The organism is Thermus sp. LT1-2-5 (assembly GCF_040363165.1).
GTDB lineage: Bacteria > Deinococcota > Deinococci > Deinococcales > Thermaceae > Thermus.
Genome location: NZ_BSRG01000020.1, coordinates 15,541 through 32,307, shown reverse-complemented (window position 1 = coordinate 32,307; position 16,767 = coordinate 15,541). Strand labels below are relative to the sequence as shown.

General features: G+C 66.1%; 19 protein-coding genes. 12 read left to right on the top strand and 7 right to left on the bottom strand.

The window, feature by feature from the left end:
* The 4 genes from ABXG85_RS12045 to ABXG85_RS12030 form a co-directional block, all read left to right on the top strand.
* On the top strand, positions 1–199 hold a 199-nt coding region (locus ABXG85_RS12045; protein ID WP_353513874.1), incomplete at its 5' end, for a zinc ribbon domain-containing protein.
* 53 nt (positions 200–252) lie between these two features.
* Complete coding sequence (locus ABXG85_RS12040; protein WP_353513873.1) at positions 253–468, top strand: winged helix-turn-helix domain-containing protein; 216 nt, start codon at positions 253–255, stop codon at positions 466–468.
* Entirely contained in the window at positions 465–1,721 is a 1,257-nt protein-coding gene (locus ABXG85_RS12035; protein ID WP_353513872.1) for a sensor histidine kinase, read from the top strand. Before ABXG85_RS12040 ends, ABXG85_RS12035 begins: the two co-directional genes overlap by 4 nt.
* Positions 1,718–2,665 carry a PIG-L deacetylase family protein gene (locus ABXG85_RS12030; protein ID WP_353513871.1) on the top strand — a complete coding sequence of 316 codons (948 nt, stop codon included), beginning with the start codon at positions 1,718–1,720 and terminating at the stop codon, positions 2,663–2,665. Before ABXG85_RS12035 ends, ABXG85_RS12030 begins: the two co-directional genes overlap by 4 nt.
* Here ABXG85_RS12030 and ABXG85_RS12025 read toward each other — a convergent pair.
* Complete coding sequence (locus ABXG85_RS12025) at positions 2,662–3,180, bottom strand: DUF421 domain-containing protein (protein WP_353513870.1); 519 nt, start codon at positions 3,178–3,180, stop codon at positions 2,662–2,664. The two genes, ABXG85_RS12030 and ABXG85_RS12025, sit on opposite strands and share 4 nt — an antisense overlap.
* Before the next feature lie 18 nt (positions 3,181–3,198).
* On the opposite strand from ABXG85_RS12025, the gene ABXG85_RS12020 reads away from it, so the two are divergent.
* Positions 3,199–3,933, top strand: a complete 735-nt coding sequence (locus ABXG85_RS12020) for a hypothetical protein (RefSeq protein WP_353513869.1) — start codon at positions 3,199–3,201, stop codon at positions 3,931–3,933.
* On the opposite strand, the gene ABXG85_RS12015 is transcribed toward ABXG85_RS12020, so the two are convergent.
* The 4 genes from ABXG85_RS12015 to ABXG85_RS12000 form a co-directional block, all read right to left on the bottom strand.
* Positions 3,904–4,404, bottom strand: a complete 501-nt coding sequence (locus ABXG85_RS12015) for a VIT1/CCC1 transporter family protein (protein ID WP_353513868.1) — start codon at positions 4,402–4,404, stop codon at positions 3,904–3,906. The genes ABXG85_RS12020 and ABXG85_RS12015 overlap by 30 nt on opposite strands.
* Positions 4,405–4,608: 204 nt before the next feature.
* Positions 4,609–5,598 carry a heparan-alpha-glucosaminide N-acetyltransferase domain-containing protein gene (locus ABXG85_RS12010; RefSeq protein WP_353513867.1) on the bottom strand — a complete coding sequence of 330 codons (990 nt, stop codon included), beginning with the start codon at positions 5,596–5,598 and terminating at the stop codon, positions 4,609–4,611.
* On the bottom strand, positions 5,598–6,641 hold the full coding sequence (locus ABXG85_RS12005) for a polysaccharide deacetylase family protein (RefSeq protein ID WP_353513866.1): 1,044 nt from the start codon (positions 6,639–6,641) through the stop codon (positions 5,598–5,600). Before ABXG85_RS12005 ends, ABXG85_RS12010 begins: the two co-directional genes overlap by 1 nt.
* A gap of 93 nt (positions 6,642–6,734) precedes the next feature.
* A complete protein-coding gene (locus ABXG85_RS12000) occupies positions 6,735–7,262 on the bottom strand; it encodes an NHL repeat-containing protein (RefSeq protein WP_353513865.1) in 528 nt (175 codons plus the stop codon).
* Between the two features lie 270 nt (positions 7,263–7,532).
* Between ABXG85_RS12000 and ABXG85_RS11995 the strand changes: the two genes are divergently transcribed.
* Complete coding sequence (locus ABXG85_RS11995) at positions 7,533–8,702, top strand: RNA-guided endonuclease InsQ/TnpB family protein (protein WP_353513864.1); 1,170 nt, start codon at positions 7,533–7,535, stop codon at positions 8,700–8,702.
* Here ABXG85_RS11995 and ABXG85_RS11990 read toward each other — a convergent pair.
* The gene (locus ABXG85_RS11990) at positions 8,614–8,946 is read right to left on the bottom strand and encodes a hypothetical protein (RefSeq protein ID WP_353513863.1); all 333 of its coding nucleotides are present in this window, start codon (positions 8,944–8,946) and stop codon (positions 8,614–8,616) included. The genes ABXG85_RS11995 and ABXG85_RS11990 overlap by 89 nt on opposite strands.
* A gap of 43 nt (positions 8,947–8,989) precedes the next feature.
* Positions 8,990–10,216, bottom strand: a complete 1,227-nt coding sequence (locus ABXG85_RS11985; protein ID WP_353513862.1) for an Nramp family divalent metal transporter — start codon at positions 10,214–10,216, stop codon at positions 8,990–8,992.
* Between the two features lie 88 nt (positions 10,217–10,304).
* On the opposite strand from ABXG85_RS11985, the gene ABXG85_RS11980 reads away from it, so the two are divergent.
* The 6 genes from ABXG85_RS11980 (at position 10,305) to ABXG85_RS11955 (ending at position 16,211) form a co-directional block, all read left to right on the top strand.
* Positions 10,305–10,751 carry a c-type cytochrome gene (locus ABXG85_RS11980; RefSeq protein ID WP_353513861.1) on the top strand — a complete coding sequence of 149 codons (447 nt, stop codon included), beginning with the start codon at positions 10,305–10,307 and terminating at the stop codon, positions 10,749–10,751.
* Positions 10,751–11,413, top strand: coding sequence for a response regulator transcription factor (locus ABXG85_RS11975; RefSeq protein WP_353513860.1), 663 nt, complete (start codon positions 10,751–10,753; stop codon positions 11,411–11,413). Before ABXG85_RS11980 ends, ABXG85_RS11975 begins: the two co-directional genes overlap by 1 nt.
* On the top strand, positions 11,410–12,681 hold the full coding sequence (locus tag ABXG85_RS11970) for a sensor histidine kinase (protein WP_353513859.1): 1,272 nt from the start codon (positions 11,410–11,412) through the stop codon (positions 12,679–12,681). The genes ABXG85_RS11975 and ABXG85_RS11970 overlap by 4 nt, the downstream gene beginning before the upstream one ends.
* On the top strand, positions 12,678–13,103 hold the full coding sequence (locus ABXG85_RS11965) for a hypothetical protein (protein WP_353513858.1): 426 nt from the start codon (positions 12,678–12,680) through the stop codon (positions 13,101–13,103). The genes ABXG85_RS11970 and ABXG85_RS11965 overlap by 4 nt, the downstream gene beginning before the upstream one ends.
* Positions 13,104–13,185: 82 nt before the next feature.
* Complete coding sequence (locus ABXG85_RS11960; RefSeq protein ID WP_353513857.1) at positions 13,186–14,742, top strand: MutS-related protein; 1,557 nt, start codon at positions 13,186–13,188, stop codon at positions 14,740–14,742.
* A complete protein-coding gene (locus tag ABXG85_RS11955; protein WP_353513856.1) occupies positions 14,739–16,211 on the top strand; it encodes a MutS-related protein in 1,473 nt (490 codons plus the stop codon). The genes ABXG85_RS11960 and ABXG85_RS11955 overlap by 4 nt, the downstream gene beginning before the upstream one ends.
* Positions 16,212–16,767: the final 556 nt, after the last annotated feature.

Sequence of the window (16,767 nt, the reverse complement as noted above, 5' to 3'; positions counted from 1 at the left end):
TATCGGGGTAGACCCCAAACACACGAGCCAGGATTGTCCCAAATGCGGCCACAGGGAGAAGCGACCCTTGTGGGTCAGGGAGTACACCTGCCCCGCTTGTGGGACTCCCCTGCACCGGGATGTGGCTGCCGCGCGAAACATCCTGGCTAAGGCCTGGACGGGGCCTTCGGGGATGGATGCGGTTTCAACCGTGACCTGAACCGAGAAGCCTCGGACTTCAGTCCGAGGAGTCGTCACTGGGAGGGCCGGGAAGTGCGCCTCTCGGGGAAGGAATACGCCTTGCTGGCCTTTCTGGCCCTCAACGCTGGCGGCTATTATCCCCGGGAGGTGCTTCTGGAGAAGGTCTGGGCTGGGGAGGAGGGGGTGGACCCCAAGGCGGTGGACGTCTATGTGTACCGCTTGCGCCGCAAGCTGGCCGAGGACGCCATCGTCACCGAGCGGGGACGGGGATACCGCTTCCAAGGATGAGCCTGCGCCTGAGGCTAACCTTAAGCTACGTCCTTTTGCTGAGTCTCGTCTTGGGGGGGCTCGGTCTTTTCCTCCACGTGTCCATAAGGAGTAGCCTTTATAGCGCCGTGGACGTTACCCTGCGGGGGGCCCTGGAGGTGGCCCGCACCCTGGTCGATGAGGAGAACGGCCTACTCCGCCTCGAGGGCGAAGGGGAGGCCTTGCCTCCGGATCTGGGGCTTTTCCTCTACCGAGGCGGGGGGCTGGTGGACCGCCGGGGGCCCGCCCTTCCCCCTCCTCCCCAGGTGGCGGTGGGGTGCTCCACCATGGGGGAGGTGCGGTACTGCGCCATGGCGGTGGACGGGGGGGTCCTGGTGGCCGCCCGCTCCCTGGAAGCCATGGAGATGGCCCTGGCCCGCACGGACACGGTGCTCCTTCTGGCCTTCCTCACCGCCCTGGGCCTGTCCTTCCTCTTGGGGTATGCCCTGGCCGGGCAGGCCCTCGCACCCCTAAATCGGATGGCGCGCCGCGCCTTGGAGCTGGCCGAGACGCCGGACCCCAAGGCCCGCCTTCCCGAGCCCAGGAGCTGGGACGAGGTGGGACGGCTGGCCCGGGCGCAAAACCTCCTCTTGGCCGCCCTAGAGCGGGTGTTGGAGGGGGAGCGGCAGTTTGTCCGCTACGCTGCCCACGAGCTACGCACCCCTCTTGCCGTCCTGGTCGGGCGGCTGGAGCAGGCGCTAGAGATGCCCACCCCGCAGCGGAGGCCCCTGGAGAAGGCCCTCGAGGCCGCCCTCCACCTCAAGGCCCTGGCGGAGAGGCTTCTTTTCTTGGTCCGGGCGGAGGCCCCCGCCGCGCGGGAAGCGGTGGACCTAACCGAGGTTGTCTTGGAGGCTATAGAGGGTTTGCCCCTTTCCAAGAGGGTGGAGCTGGACTTGCCCCAGGCGGTACCCTACCGGGGGGATGGGGCCTTGCTCAAAGCCCTGGTGCGCAACCTTGCGGAGAACGCCCTGCGCCACGCCTATACCCGCATGGCCATCCGGCTCCAACCTGGACCCTGTATTGTGGTGGAGGATGACGGCCCTGGCATCCCCCCAGAGCGCCGGGAGGAGGTCTTCCGTCCCTTTGTACGCCTGGACCAAGGGGGCGGGAGTGGGCTTGGCCTCACCCTGGTCCGCCGCGTGGCCGAAGCGCACGGCGGTTATGTCCAGGTGGGGGAAAGCCCCTGGGGTGGGGCGCGGTTCCGGGTCTGCCTGGGCCCGAGGGAGGGAGTGTGAGGCGTAGGGTGTTGGCCTGGATTCTGGTCCTTGCGGGGCTAGCGATCCTCCTTATCAATGCGCCTTGGCTTTTCCAGCAGGCTTATGCGTGGTACTACCGGGGGAAGGTGGGGCGTCTACCCCCTTACGCCGACCCGCTCAAGGTCCGCTTGCTGGTTCTCGCACCCCATCCCGACGACGAGAGCCTGGCGGCGGGGGGCCTCATGCAGCGGGTTTTGGCGGCCGGGGGAGAGGTGTTCATCGCCTGGATGACCTTGGGGGATGGGTTCCAGTGGGATGCGGCCCTCCTGGACCGGAGGCTGCGGCCCGGCCCCGAGGACCTTCGCCGCCTGGCTCTTCGGCGCATGGAGGAGGCCAAGGCGGCGGCCCGGGTTCTGGGCGTTCCGGAGAGCCACCTTTACTTTTTGGGCTACCCCGACCGGGGGCTCCTCCACATGTTTCTGGAAAACTTCTACACACCCTACCGCTCCCCGGCCACCCGTTTGGACCGCGTGGCCTATCCCGGCACCTTTAGCCCGGAGGCCCCCTACACCGGGGAGGCGTGGGAGGAGGACCTGAAGCGGGTGCTGGCCCAGGTGAAGCCGGACCTGGTCCTGGCGCCTGCCCCGGAGGATGCCCATGTGGACCATCGGGCCACCGCCTACATGGCCCTCCGCCTCATGGGGGAGAAGGGCGTCCTGGATCGGCTCCGCTTTTACATCGTGCACGGCGGGCTGGAGTGGCCCCTGCCCAAAGGCCTCCACCCGGCCCTTTACCTGGAGCCCCCGCCCCGCGGGCGCCACCTCCCCTGGTGGCGCTTGGACCTCAGTCCGCAGGAGGAGGAGCGGAAGCTGGAAGCCTTAAGGGCGCACCGGAGCCAGATGGAGATCCTGGGCCGCTTTATGGAGGCCTTTGTCCGCAAGAACGAGCTTTTTTCCCGGCCTCAGACGTCGGCAAATCCCTAGCGGTTGCGGCTGGAGCGCACCTTCCGCACCCGTTTGGGCTCCAGGTGGTCCTTGGGCACCACGCTGATGGTTCCGTCCACCTCCAAAACCGCCTCTAGGACGTCCTCGAGGCGGACCACCCCGTGCTCCCGCAGGGCGGCCATGAGCTCTTCCAGCTCCACCCCCTCTCGGCGAAGGTGCTCCCACACCGGCCTGCCCTCGTGGACCAGGAGGACGGGCTCGCCCATGAGGGAGCGGCGGAGGCGGCTGTGGGAGAGGGCCCGGTCCAGGGCGAGGAGAAGCCCCGCCCCTAAAAGCCCCCCCACCAAGCTGTTGTCGGGCCCGATCATGGCGTTTTGCACCACGTTGGACAGGAGAAGCAGGGTCAGGAGGTCCAAGGGGGTCATCTGGCCCAGTACCTTTTTGCCGCTTAGACGCAGGAAAACTAGCAGCATCAGGTAGACCACCGCTACCCGAAGAAGGGTGAAGGCCAGGGTTAAGGGGTCGCCCAGGGCTTCCCGAAGGTGGGCTTCCATGCCCCTCATAATGAGGCCATGCTCCGGTGGTTGCCATGGCTTCTCGGCCTCTTGCTCCTGGGCTTGGCGTCCCTTCTGGAGGATTTGGGGCAGAGCCGTCTCCGGCCCTATCTGGCCCTCGTGGGTACCCTTCTTGGGGCGATCTTCGTCCGGCTGATGGCCCAGGTGGGCCGGGGGGTCTTGCAACGCTTGGGCCAACAGGCCCTTTATCCTGGGGTTCTCCTCCTAGAGGTTCTGGGATACCTGGCGGTGGCGGCGGTGGGGCTTTCCCTGGCGGGCTACCACCCGGCGGCGCTTCTGGCCGGAGGCGCGGTGGTGGGTGCCCTGGTAGGCTTGGCCTCCCAAACGGCGTTGGCCAGCCTCCTTTACGCTTTTCTCCTCCTCTTCTCCGGCGCCGTGCGCGTGGGAAATGCCATCGGCTTCAACCTGGGCGGGGTGTACTACAGGGGCAGGGTCCAGGAGGTCACCCTGAGCCATCTACGCCTCGAGGGGCCTTCAGGGACGGTTTGGGTGCCCAACGCCGTCTTGTTCAGCGCTCCCATCCTGTGGGATAACCGTTTGCCCTTGCAGGCGAGTTTGCCCAGCGAAAAGGCGTGGCGGGCTTTGGAGGAGGCTTTTCCGGCGGTCCGCTTCGTCCCCGCCAGCGTGGACCCTAGCGGCTTACACGGGACCCTGTACCTGCCCCGGGAAGAGCTGGATGCGGTGCGGGACTACCTCCAAGGGCTAGCCTCCTCCCAAGCGCCCCAAGGTTAACCCTAGGAGGAAGACGAGGCCGCCGCCCACCAGGACCTGGACCACGGTGGCCCCCAGGGGGCTACGCATGTAGCGGTACCGAATCCAGGCAATGGTGAGGAGTTCCAGCACCACCACCGTGGAGGCCAGGGCCAGGGCCACCCCCAAGCGGGGGATGAGAAAGGGCAGGGTGTGGAAGGTTCCCCCCAGGAAGGTGCCCAAGGCCGTGACACCCCCGCGCAACACGGGGTGGCCGCGGCCGGAAAGTTTGCCATCGTCGGAGAGGGCCTCGGCAAAGCCCATGGACAACGCAGCGCCCAAGGCGGCGGCCATGCCCACCAGGAAGGCGCTGTGGGGGTTGCCCGTGAGGCCGGCGGCGGCAAACAGGGGGGCCAGGGTGGACACCGAGCCGTCCATAAGGCCCAAAAGCCCGGGCTGGACGACTTGCAGGACCAAGCGGTGCTCGTGTTCCGGTGCGTTGGGGGGCTTCATGCCGTTTAGGGTACGGCGAGGGTGCGCCTTAATACAAGTGAGAGCTAGTTTCATTAAGCTAAATGCGGCCTTCCGCCATCCGCGATGCCCCATCCCCTGGCCCTAATAGGAACGCCGCTAGCGTACGGACCGCAGGCCAAGGGGCTTCCCCAAGGAGGGCTATCGGAATGGCGTCCGTCACCCCAATCCTTCTTCCGGCTAGCCTCAAAGCCGGAGGTAAACCCCCTTCCGGTCCAAAACCCAGAGTACCAGGGCCCATCCCAGCACATACCCTGCGGTGTAGAGGTATCCCCCCAAGGGTCCAAACCGCAGGAGCAAATGGGCCTGTGCAGTGGCCAGGAAGCCCGAGAGCACCGTGAGCTTTAGGGCCACCGGGAGCGCATAGGCGAGAAGGGGATTGGTCCCGAGGGGGCGGAGGAGGCGGCGAAGGGGGGCGAGGCCCTCGAGGAGTCCCAAGGCCACCACCCCGGCAAAGAGGGCGAGGAGGAGGTACGTGGGCGTCCAGTAGGTTTTGTCCGGGGGAAGGAAGGGGAGGAGGGATAGCCCTCCCGCAAGGCCCAGAAGCCCCCAGGGCCAGAGGGACCGCCTCGCCCGCAAGGCCTCGCCCACCCCGGTAGCCAAGAGCACGAAGGCCCCCGTGGGGATGGCGGAGAGGAGTCCCCTGAGGCCCAAGGGGGCCAGGTAGGTGCGGTTGAGGTGGAGGATCAGGTTCTCCTCCGGGCGAAACACCCCGGCGCCAACCCCAGGTATGGGCAGGAGGAGGATGGCCGCCCCGTAGGCGCCGAGCAAGGTGAGGGCCAAAAGGGCGCGGCGCAAGGGGGGCAGGTCATACAGCCAAGCGGCCACCCAGTAGGCCAGCGCCAGCAGCTGCAGGACGTCCAGGGCGAAGACGGGGCGCCTGACCTGGAGGCTGGTGAGCCCTAGGCCCAAGAGAAAGAGGAGGGCGATCCGCCGCAGGAGCCTAAGCTCGTAGGCCAAAGGGGGCAATCCCCGTCGCTTGGCCCCTTCGTGGCTATACGGAATGGCCGCTCCCATGGCCAGCAGGTACCAGGGAAAAACCAGATCGGCCAGGTAGTAGCTCTGGCCGAAGGGCCCGTGCCCAAGCCACCCCGGGGCCCCCGGGGGCAGGTTGTTGACGGTCAGCATAAGCAGGACCGTGAGTCCCCGGAAGGCGTCCAGACGGGTGTCCCGCATTATCTTCGGGCTAAGGGCAAGGCGCCCACGGGGCCCAGGACCAGGCCCCGCTCCCTGGCCTTGCGGGCGAAAAGGGGGAGAACCTCGAGGGTTCCCGCCACGTTGTCGTGGAGGAGGACGATCCCCCCGGGGCGCAGATGCGCCTCCAGGCGGCGCTCTAAAACCCCAGGGGCCAGACCGGCGTAGTCCCCGGGGTCGTCCGTCCAAAAGACCGTCACGAGCCCGAGTTCCCGGGCGATGCGGAGCACCTCAGGGCTGTAGCGGCCGCCAGGGGGGCGGAAGTAGCGAGGGGCGGCGCCCGTGATGGCCCTAAGCACCTCGTTGCAGCGGAGGAGCTCCTGCCGGATCTCTTCGGGGGACCGTTTGGGCAGGCGCACGTGGTGGTAGGTGTGGTTGCCCAGCTCGTGGCCGGCCGCCACCAGGTCCCGCACGAAGTAGGGGTAAGCCTCGGCGTTGCGGCCGATGACGAAGAAGGTGGCCTTGAGCCCGAGGCGCTCCAAGAGGTCCAGGAGCAAGGGGGTGAAGAGGGGATGGGGCGCGTCATCAAAGGTCAGGGCGGCGAAGGGCCGTCCCGGGTCCCCGTGGTAGACCACCCCTGCCCTGGGGCCGGTGCGGCTTTGCAGGAGCTGTGTGGCCCGCTCCTTGGCGCGGAAGGCCTCGGGGCCCTCGGGGTGGGGTTTTTCCTCCAGGACAGGCTCAGGCGGAAAGAGCCCAGTCTTGCCCGGATTAACCCAAAGGCGCTCGTAGCCCCGCGCTTCCCGGAGGGCGAAAAACTCCCTGGCCCGGCCCTGGGGAACGCTGGCGGTGAGGAGGGGAAGGTCTTCGGCCCGGTAGGGGGCGGCGTAGAGGGAGAGGTCCACCTCCGCCAGGGACGGGCGGGCGCGCCAAGCCTCCTCCGCCGCCCGTTGCGCCAGGCGCAAGAGGGTTTCAGGGCTCGTGCCCTTGCCCTCCACCGCCAGCACCACGTGCGCCGCCTCGAGGTGCCCGTTGCCCAAATAAACAGCCCGCACCAAGCCGGGAAGGGAGATTTGCAGGGTGGGCAAGCTCTGAGGGGGCCAAGGCTTGGGGGGAGGTGGGGTATCCGCCCAGGGTAGGGGGGCAAGGAGCAAGAGCGCAGACCACATGGCTTTACTAGGCTACCGCAAAAGGTCTAGCCCGTCTGGGAAACGGAGCTCCCCAAGGGCGGAGCCGGGGCGGTCCGTCTTGCCGTACTGGTAGACCACCCGGCCCGTCTTCCGGTCTATCCCCAGCACTCGATGGCGGTGGTCGTCGGTCAGCACCACAAGGCCGTTGGCCAGACCCACGGCCACGGAAGGGTGGTCCAGGCGGTCCTTTCCCCGGGGGGCGTACCGCCAGAGGATGCGGCCCTGGAGGTCTAGCTCCAGCACCGCCCCGGGGGACCACCAGTCCACCACGAGCAAGGTGCCCCAGGGGGTGAGGTTGGCGTCCGAGGGGTAATGCAGGGGAAGGGAGAGGGTTTTTAGGCGGTGGCCTTGCAGGTCCACGATGGCCAGGTCGTGGCCCACGATCTCCGTGACCACCAGACGGTCTTGGCCCAAGGGAAAGGCCCCGTTGGGCTTATTGAAGTAGCCCTCCTGGTTGCGGCAAACCCGGGTGTGGCCGAGAACCCTGAAGAGTTTTCCCTGGGGGGTTAGCAGGAGCACGCGGCAGTTGCGGATGTCCGCCACCGCCAGGAGGCCCGAGGGCAGCGGGACCAGGTCGTCAGGGTTATCCAGCTGCCCCAGGCCGGCCCCAGCGCGCCCAGGGGTGCCGTAGAGCCAAAGGAGGTGGCCCCCGGGGTACGTTACAGAAAAGGAGGTGTGGGGGCCATAATGCCCCGGTTTTCAAACCGGGGATCCATGGACCCCCACACGCTCCGAAGGAGCGTGTAGCGGGATAAGCGAAAAGCGCGCTATCCTACGTGGAGGACGGGGATGCGCAAAGCCTTCAAGTACCGCCTCTACCCCACCAAGCCACAGGCCAAGGACCTGGAGCGCACCCTAGACCTCTGCCGCCACCTCTACAACGCCGCCTTGCAAGAGAGGAGGGACGCGTATCGCAAGGCGGGCAAGACGGTGGGTTTCTACGAGCAAACTCGGTGGCTTCCGGAGATACGAGCCAACTTGCCGGAGTACAAGCGCGTCCACTCCCAAGTCCTCCAGGATGTCCTCCAAAGGGTAGAGAGGGCCTTCCAAGGCTTCTTCCGACGGCTCAAAGCCAAAAACGGGAAGGCGGGCTACCCCCGCTTCAAGGGAAAGAGCAGGTACGACTCCTTCACCTTCCCCCAGGCCTACGCCACCGGGGTCAAGCTCCAGGAGGGCGGGAAGCGGGTGCTTCTTCACGGCATCGGCTCGGTGAAGGTCAAGATGCACCGTCCCCTGGAGGGAAGGATAAAGACGGCAACGATAAAAAGGGAAGGTGATGCGTGGTACATCATTTTCCTCTGCGAGGTGGAGCCTAAGCCTCTTCCACCCTCAGAAGAAGCTGTAGGGATAGACTTAGGCACTAACCCCCACTTCCTGGTCACTTCCGAGGGGGAGAAGGTAGAAGCTCCCAGGCACTACCAAAGGACGCAAGAGAGAATAGCCAGGAAGCAGAGGGAACTATCCCGCAAGAAGCGAGGTAGTTACCGATACCGGAAGATCAGAGAAGAGCTAGCTAAACTCCACAGGAAGATAGCCAGGCAACGGCTCAATTTTCACCACACAGTAGCGAGGAGCCTGGTCAACCGCTACGGGACCATCGTTCACGAGGACCTGAACATCCAAGGCTTGTCCCGCTCCCCTCTTGCCAAGGGAGTCTTGGATGCGGGATGGGCCCAGTTTCTCCAAATCCTCGCCTACAAAGCGGAAGAAGCTGGTAGGCGGGTCATCGGGGTAGACCCCAAACACACAAGCCAGGATTGTCCGGTGTGCGGCCACAGGGAGAAGAGACCCTTGTGGGTCAGGGAGTTCACTTGCCCCGCTTGTGGGACTCTCCTGCACCGGGATGTGGCCGCCGCGCGGAACATCCTGGCTAAGGCCTGGGCTGGGCCTTCGGGGATGGATGCGGTTTTTCTGCCGCAACCTGAACCGAGAAGCCCCGTTCTTCAGAACGGGGAGTAGTCACTGCCCCCACGGCGTCCACCTCGGGATCCGTGATGTAGGCCACCTTGCCCCCGGGAGCGAAGAAGACGTCGTCGGTGTAGCGAAAGGGAGGAGGCAGGGGAACGGTCCGGACCAGCTGGCCTTCCGGGGAGAGTTCCACCAAGCGATGGTTGCCCGCGTCCGCCACCACCAAGCCCTTGCCCAAGGGCGCTCCTGCCAAGGCGACGGAGAGGAGGGCTAGAGAAACTCCGGCCAAGCGCATGACGCCGTTATAGGACCGCTTCCTGAACCCTGGGTGAAGCCGTCTAGAGGAGGCTCCCAAGGAGGTAGAGGTTCAGGGCAAGGACCAGGTAGGTGGCCCCCAGGGCCAGGAGGCTCATCCAGCGGGGCGTCCGCAAGGGGCCCATCACCGCCGGGTCCCGCACCAGGCGTACCAAGGGGAACAGGGTGAACGGAAGCTGCAGGGAGAGCACCACTTGGGAAAGGACGATGAGCCCCATGGGCGAGGCGTGGAGGCTGAGGGCCAAGGTGGCGGGCAGGACGGCCAGGAGGCGGGTGAGGAGGCGGATCCGCACCGGGTTGGCCCGAGCCCTCACGAAGCCCTCCACCACCACCTGGGCGGCTAGGGTTCCGGTGGCGGTGCTGGATAGCCCGCTGGCCAAAAGGCCCACGCCGAAGGCCCATGCGGCCAGGGGGCCGAGGAGGGGAGCTAGGGTGTGGTAGGCCTGCCCCAGGTCGGTGATGGCCAAGCCCCGGGTGTGGAAGACGGCCGCCGCCACCACCAGGATGGCGGCGTTCACCAGCCAAGCCCCGCCCAGGGCCAAGACGGTGTCCAGGAGGAGGTAGCGGTAGACCCGCTTCCGCTCCTCGCCCAAGCGGCTTTTGACCTGGGCGGAGTGGAGGAAAAGGTTGTGGGGCATCACCGTGGCCCCGAGGATCCCCAAGGCCACGTAGAGGGGGCCCGGTTGCAGAAGGGTCGCCTCGGGCAGGAAGAGGTGCCTTAGGAGCACCCCGGGTTCCGGCCGGGCCAGGGCCACCTCCACGGCGTAGGCCAGCCCGACCACCCCCACCAGGAGGCCAATGGCCGCTTCCACCGCTCGGACGCCAAAGCGGTCCAGGTAAAGGAGGAGAAAAACGTCTAGAAACGTCAACCAGGCGGCCACCACCAGGTTCACGTGGAAGAGGAGGTTCAGGGCCACCGCCATGCCCATGAACTCTGCCAGGTCCGTGGCCACCATGGCCAGGAAGGCGGTGGCGAAGAGGAAGCGGCCCCACGCCCCAGGGTAGCGTTCCCGCAGGTGCTCCGCCAAGTCCTTGCCCGTGGCCACGCCCAGCCGGGCTGCCAGGGCCTGGAAGAGGACGGCCATGGCGCTGGCCAGGGTGACCACGAAGAGGAGGCTGTAGCCGTAACGGCTTCCCGCCTCGAGGCTGGTGGCCCAGTTGCCCGGGTCCATGTAGCCCACGGAAACCAGGAACCCGGGGCCCAGGTACCACCACCAAGGCCGGGATTTAGGCAAGCCTAATAACCCCATGCCTCCAGGGTAGCACGAGGCGGGCTCCCCCTTGCCGTTTCAGTTTGGCTTCAGCCTGGGTGGTAGGCTAAGAGCCTGGAGGTGAAGCATGCGTAGGCTAGCGGTTGCGTTCCTCACCGTGGCCTTGGGCCTCGCTGGGGCGCAAAGCGGCCAGGCCCTTTACGGCCAGCACTGCGCCACCTGCCATCAGGCCAACGGGCAGGGAATTCCCGGAGCCTTTCCCCCCTTGGCGGGGCACGTGGCGGAGATCCTCGCCAAGAAGGACGGGAGGACCTACCTGATCGACCTGGTGCTCTACGGCCTGCAGGGCCAGATCCGGGTCAAGGGCCAGGCCTACAACGGGGCCATGCCGGCTTGGGAAGCCCAGCTTAACGACGACCAGGTGGCGGCCATCCTGAACCACGTGGCCACCAGCTTTGGCAACAAGCCCCCGGCTGGCTTCAAGCCCTACACCCCGGCGGAGGTGAAGGCGGAGCGGGCCAAGAAACTTACCCCCCAGAAGGTCTACGCCCTGCGCCAGGCCCTGAAGCTCTGATGCATCCCCGTTTGCTCCTCCTCGAGGACGACCTTCCCCTAGGCCAGCTCCTGGCCCGCGCCCTGGAGGAACAGGGCTTTCGGGTGCGCTGGGCCACAAACCAAGAGGAGGCCTGGGAGTTCCTCTGGGAGGAGCCCTTTGACCTCCTGATCCTGGACGTGCGCCTGCCGGAGGGGGAAGAGGCAGGCTTCGCCCTGGCCCGCGCCCTGAGGGAGGCCGGTTTTTCCACGCCTATCCTCTTCCTCACCGCCAAGGACGCGCTGGAGGATCGGCTGTTGGGCCTGGAGGTGGGAGAGGACTACCTCACCAAGCCCTTCGCCCTGCCCGAGCTCCTGGCCCGGGCCCGGGCCCTCCTCCGGCGGGGCGAGGTTCGGCCCCGAAGGGTGGCGGTGGGGGACGTGGTGTTGGAGGTGGAGACGAAGCGGGTCCTGAAAGGGGGAGCCCCCGTCAGCCTCACGGCCAAGGAGTACCAACTGTTGGAACTTTTCCTCCTTAATCCGGGCCGTCTCTTCTCCAAGGAGGAAATCCTGGAGCGCATCTGGGGTCCGGGGTACGAGGGCGCATCCAACCTGGTGGAAGTGTACGTGAAGAACCTGCGCAAAAAGCTGGGGGAAAACCTCCTGGAAACGGTTAGGGGCCTGGGGTACCGCGTTCCCGGATGAGCCTAAGAGCCCGCCTAGCCCTGGTCACTTCCCTGGTGGCCCTGTTGGGGCTCGGGCTCGCCTTGGCCCTGGCGGGCGTGGGGCTCACCCGGCTGGCCGTGGCGGAGGCGGACCGGACCCTGCGCCTTCAGGCCAACCTGCTCCTGGAAGCCGCGTTGGCCGAGCCCGATCGATTGGTTCCCCCGGAGGTGGAGGCGGACGCCTTGGGAGGCGATTTCCCGGGCGCCGCTTGGCTTTACCGGGAAGGGGAACTCCTTTGGCAAGGGGGCCTCGAGGCGCCCCCAAGCCTTCTCCGCACCTACGCAGGAGAGCGCCCCACCACCCTGGCCAACTGGCGGGTCTACGCCGCAAGCCGGGGGGACTACCGGGTGGTGGTGGCCCAGCCCCTAGGGGTGGTGGACCGGTTGGCCCTCTTTTACCTACGGCTTAGCCTACCCCTCTTCCTCCTTTTGGGCCTCCTGGCCGGGGCCGGGGCTTACATCCTGGTGGGCCGGGCGCTGCTCCCCTTGCGGCGCCTGGCGGAGGGGGCGGAACGGTTCCAGGTGGTGGCGGTACCCCCGGGTAAGGACGAGGTGGCCCGCCTGGCCCAGGCCTTCGCCCAGCTCCTGGTCACGTTGAAGGCGGAGAGGGAGCGGGAGGCCGGCTTCCTGGCCCTGGCCAGCCACGAGCTTAAGACCCCCATCGCCGCCTTCCGGGTGGGGCTGGAAACCCTCTTGCGGGCGAAGGAGGTGGACCGCCAAACCCTCCGGCGGCTAAAGCAGCAGGCGGAGCGCCTCGAGGCCCTGGCGGAAAACCTCCTGGCCCTGTCCCGGGCCCAAGCCCTGGACCTGCGTTTGGGCGAGGTGGACCTCGCCCGGCTTGCGGGGGAGGTCTTCGACCGCTTTCAACCCCTGGCGGTGGTCCAGGGGCGGGAGATCCTCCTGGAGGCGGAGGCAGCCACGGTGTTGGCCGATGCCCGCCTTTTGGAGCGGGCCCTCAACAACCTGGTGCAAAACGCTCTCCTGCACGGCCAAGGCGCCGTGGGCCTGCGCGTGGGCACGGTAGGGGGGAAGGCGTTTGTGGAGGTATGGGATGAGGGCCCGGGGCCCAGAGGCAACGTCCGTGAGGGGCTTGGCATGCGCATCGTCCGCCAGGTGGCGGAGGCTTTGGGGGCCGAGCTCACCTTTCGCCACCAAGAGGGCTATGCCGTGCGGCTTACCTTCAGGCTTGCTTCAGCATCTTCCCCTTCCATGGAAGGTGGAGCGAAGGCTCCGGAGGTGCGAGAATGAAAAGGGTTTTGGGTTTGCTTTTGGCTTCGGCGATGGCGTTGGCGGCCACGGTGGGGGGGCATAACGGGCTGAAGGTTTCCAACGTCTTCCCCCCGCGCTCCCTGCCCCCCAGCACGGCGCTCCAGCTGGAGGACGCCCACGGGCTTGTCCTTTGGCAAACAGGCAAGGGCGTGCTACCTAGCGCCGAGGAGCTGGGCAAGGCGGCCTATGTGGTTTTCGCCTTGCCCTCTGGGCAGACCTACCGCTACCCGGTGGTGGGCATGGCCACCAGCCTCTCTACCTTGAGGGTGCGGGTGGGCAAGAACGTGTACGCCCTGAGCACCCTCCTCAAGAACCGCCACCTGTCCCTGGGCAAGGATGGGAGCTTGGTGGCGGCGCAGGCTTCCCGGTCGGCAAAGGCCTCGGCCCCCAAGAAGCCTTAGGCCGTGGGGCCCTCCTGAACCGCCCGTATGGGCGCATGCCCCCTGCCGGGAGACGGCAGGGGTCGTTCCCCTTAACGAGACCATGGTGGATTCCCAACGCGTCCCCAAAACCCCAAGCCTGTTGTTCCCCGAGCTACCCTCGGGGGACATACCGTGGGGGGCTGATCCACCGCAGCACTTTGGCGACCTTCACCTGGATGCCCTCGAAGAGCTGCTGTTCGCCCCTCACCCTGGTTATGGCCTGGAAGCCCTTTTCCGCACCCCGCTCCGTTCGCCTGAGGCGGTGGCCTTCCGCCAGGAGGTGGCCCGGGAACTCGGAAACGCCGAAGGCGCTCGCCCCTTGCGGTCCTTCCTGCGGGCCATGGAGGAGGCGCATACCTGGCTTAACCTGGCGGAAAAAGCCCGTCACGTGTGGCAGAAACGGCTCTACTTCCTCCAAGGGGCTCGGGCGTACACCCAGGGGGTGGAGGATTTGGTTCGTGCCTGGAAGGAGTCCTGGCCTAAGTCCTCAGGTCTTCAGGGGTACGCCGCCTACCTCAAGGCTTATGTGGAGGGCGAGGGTTTCGCCTCCTTGGTCAGGGCCACGGGAAGGGTGCTCGAGGCCCTCGGAGGAGTGCGCTACGCGCTCCACGTTCACGAGGGCCGGCTCACGCTTCGCGTCTACCAGGGGGAGCCCGATTATGGGAAGCAAGTGGAGGCCACGTTCCTTCCCTTCTTTGGGCCTACGCCTCGAGGCCTCCCTAGACCCCCGGAGGGGCCGAGCCCGTGGCTCAACCATGTGGAGGAGTGGATCCTAGACCATCTGGCCCTTCTCTTTACCCAAGCGTTTAGCGACCTGGAGGCTTTTCGGCGGGACCATGCGGATTTCTGGGACGGGTCCGTGGCTCGGTTGGAACGCGAGGTCCGGTTCTTTCTGGCCTATCTTGACCTCATCGCGCCGCTCCAAGCCCTTGGCCTGGCCTTCACCTTGCCCGAGCCTGCCAGCGCCCCCCCCTTTTTCGCCCAGGATAGTTTTGACCTCGTGCTGGCGCTCAAGCTGGCAGCGGAGGGGAAGAGGCCCGTGACCAACGACGTCACCTTTGGTCCAGAGCGGATCCTGGTGGTTACGGGACCCAATCAGGGTGGGAAGACCACCTTTGCCCGCATGGTGGGCCAGGTGGTGTACCTCTTCGCCCTGGGCCTTCCCGTGCCGGGAAGAAGGGGGCGGCTCCCTCTGCCCGATAGGATTTTGACCCATTTTCCCGCGCAAGAGGATCCCACGGAGCTAAAAAGCCAGTTGGAAGCGGAGCTTACCCGCCTCAAGGCTCTCTTGGGGGAAGCGAGCGGGGAATCCTTGCTTCTTTTCAACGAGCCCTTGGCCGGTGCCTCTTTGCGAGACGCCCAGGTTCTAGGGAGTTTTCTCTTGGAGAGGGTGGCGGATAAGGCCTGCCTGGCCGTGGTGGTGACGTTTTGGGAGGTGCTATCGCATTTTCCGGGGGTCAAAAGCCTCGTGGCGGAGGTGGATCCGGAAGACCTGTCCCGACGCACTTTCCGCATCGTCCCCCGGCCTGCGGATGGCAAGGTATATGCCTTGGCCTTGGCGGAGCGATACGGGATCACCGAGGCGGCGTTGCGGCGGCGGCTCGGAGGTGGGAAATGAGGGTTGGACTTCTGGATGCGGAAAGGGACCTCTTGGTGGACGGCCACTTTCCCCCCTTTTGGGAGGACCTGGAGGCGGACTTGGGCCTGGAAGCCCTCTGGGAGGTCATGGCCGCGGGGGACGCCTACCTACGTGCCGTGGCTCGGCAGGTCCTGGCCCAAGGGTTGGGCGCGACCCTAGACCAGATTCGGTATCGCCAGGCCACGGTGCAGGAGGCCTTGGAGAAGCCCGAATTGGTGGAGGCCGTCTACCGCCTATCTACAGCCACCTTGGAGGCGAAGCGCCGCGAGAGCTGGGGACTTTTCCGCCGGGATCGGCCCGATCTCTATGGGTCCATCAAGGCCATGGAGGCCCTCCTCAGCGGGCTTCGTCAGCTAAAAGCCCTGATGGAAGGCCCTCACTTTTCCGCTCCAGGTTTTCGAGCCCTCCAGGAAAGGCTTCGCCTCCACCTCACGCCCCGGTTTTTTCAGGAGGCGGAGGGACACCTCCAGGCCCTCCGCTTTTCCCGGGGGGTTTGGATGGGGGCTAGACTTCGGTTCGATGGGCGGGGTGAGGGATATTTTCTGATACCGCCCGAGATGGGAAGGGCCCTTTTGCCTTGGAAGCGGCCCAAGAGCTATACCCTTACCCTTCATCCTCGGGACGAGTCAGGGGCGAGGATCCTCGGGGAGTTGCGGGAGGAGGGGATCGTTCTGGCGGCGTGGTCCTTGGCCCAGGCCGCCGAAGAGGTGGGCCGCTTCTTCGAGGCCTTACGAGCGGAAGCCGCCTTCCTCCTTTCGGCTATCCACCTAGCCCGGGCGTTGAGGGAGCGGGGTTTACCTGTTGCCTTTCCTGAACCGTGGCCAAGGGAGGCGGGTCCCGGTTGGATCTTCCGCGGCCTCTACGACGTGGTGTTGGCCCTGCGTCAGGGCACCGTTGTGGGGAATGACCTCGAGGCCCGCGGCAAAAATCCCGTCTTTGTTACCGGGGCCAACCGTGGGGGCAAGACCACCTTCCTGCGCAGTCTCGGCATAGCCCAACTGATGATGCAAGCGGGCCTTTTTGTGGGGGCTGAGGCCTTTGCGACCTCGATTTCCCCAGGCGTCTTCACCCACTTTCGCAGGGAGGAGAGCGCTTCCTTAGAGGCAGGGAAGTTCCTCGAAGAGGTCCAGCGATTTTCTTCCTTGGTGGATCACCTGAGCCCGGGAGCCCTGCTCCTCTTGAACGAAACCTTCGCTTCCACCAGCGAAGCCGAGGGGTCCGCCCTGGGCGCACAGGTGGTGCGGGCTTTGACGGCCCATGGGGTCCGGGTGGCGTACGTTACCCACTTCTACGCTCTGGTAGAGGCGTTTCGCGGGGATGAGGCGGCGCTTTTCCTCAAAGCCGAGCGGTTGCCCGATGGAAGACGCACCTATCGGCTTCAGCCCGGCACTCCTGAGCCTACGGCCTACGCTGAGGACCTCCTGCGCCTGATCTTCGGGTATCGCTAAAAAACAAGGGCATGGGTGGCTATAACCCCCGGACTTCCCCGCCTGCGCCCTACGAAAGGCCCACGTTCCATTTGGTCGGCTGAACGCTCCCTATAGCCCCACGTACCGGCAACCCTATGCCTTCGCGGGGATTTTATGCCCCCGAATGCGGGAACAGAGGGAGGGCAATGGCACCCTATCCGGGGCGACCCAGAACTTAAGCCCTCGGCTTGACGGACTATCCTGACGCAGGAGCTCGCCCAGTACGCCCCTTGACAGAGGCCGTCCAGGGGTAAGGCCTCGAGGTGGGCTGATGGAGGGGAAGGCGGCGAGGAAGCCCTGGAGCCTGGAGATTTGGCCTCCTCCTCGGGAAAGAGGGAGAGCTCCGCTAAGCCCCGCTCCGGCAACCTTCTTCCGGGGCTCTTTTTATCCTCCCCCTCCCAACCCAAAAGCCCCTCAGCTCCTCCGCAAGGGCCTTCGCCGGGCGTCGGCTGGGATAGACAATGCCCCCGCTTCGCAGGGTAGGCCTTGGCCCCATATCGGGCGTAACCGTCCCGAGTGTCTGAGGTCGGTTAAG

Bases quoted from the DNA above. Each gene is read 5' to 3' on its own strand.
- ABXG85_RS12035 (WP_353513872.1), top strand. From the start codon at position 465: ATGAGCCTGCGCCTGAGGCTAACCTTAAGCTACGTCCTTTTGCTGAGT.
- ABXG85_RS11975 (WP_353513860.1), top strand. From the start codon at position 10,751: ATGCATCCCCGTTTGCTCCTCCTCGAGGACGACCTTCCCCTAGGCCAG.
- ABXG85_RS11990 (WP_353513863.1), bottom strand. From the start codon at position 8,946: ATGCGCTTGGCCGGAGTTTCTCTAGCCCTCCTCTCCGTCGCCTTGGCA.
- ABXG85_RS11995 (WP_353513864.1), top strand. From the start codon at position 7,533: ATGCGCAAAGCCTTCAAGTACCGCCTCTACCCCACCAAGCCACAGGCC.
- ABXG85_RS11985 (WP_353513862.1), bottom strand. From the start codon at position 10,216: ATGGGGTTATTAGGCTTGCCTAAATCCCGGCCTTGGTGGTGGTACCTG.
- ABXG85_RS11955 (WP_353513856.1), top strand. From the start codon at position 14,739: ATGAGGGTTGGACTTCTGGATGCGGAAAGGGACCTCTTGGTGGACGGC.
- ABXG85_RS12025 (WP_353513870.1), bottom strand. From the start codon at position 3,180: ATGGAAGCCCACCTTCGGGAAGCCCTGGGCGACCCCTTAACCCTGGCC.
- ABXG85_RS12010 (WP_353513867.1), bottom strand. From the start codon at position 5,598: ATGCGGGACACCCGTCTGGACGCCTTCCGGGGACTCACGGTCCTGCTT.
- ABXG85_RS11980 (WP_353513861.1), top strand. From the start codon at position 10,305: ATGCGTAGGCTAGCGGTTGCGTTCCTCACCGTGGCCTTGGGCCTCGCT.
- ABXG85_RS11960 (WP_353513857.1), top strand. From the start codon at position 13,186: ATGGTGGATTCCCAACGCGTCCCCAAAACCCCAAGCCTGTTGTTCCCC.
- ABXG85_RS11970 (WP_353513859.1), top strand. From the start codon at position 11,410: ATGAGCCTAAGAGCCCGCCTAGCCCTGGTCACTTCCCTGGTGGCCCTG.
- ABXG85_RS12015 (WP_353513868.1), bottom strand. From the start codon at position 4,404: ATGAAGCCCCCCAACGCACCGGAACACGAGCACCGCTTGGTCCTGCAA.
- ABXG85_RS12020 (WP_353513869.1), top strand. From the start codon at position 3,199: ATGCTCCGGTGGTTGCCATGGCTTCTCGGCCTCTTGCTCCTGGGCTTG.
- ABXG85_RS11965 (WP_353513858.1), top strand. From the start codon at position 12,678: ATGAAAAGGGTTTTGGGTTTGCTTTTGGCTTCGGCGATGGCGTTGGCG.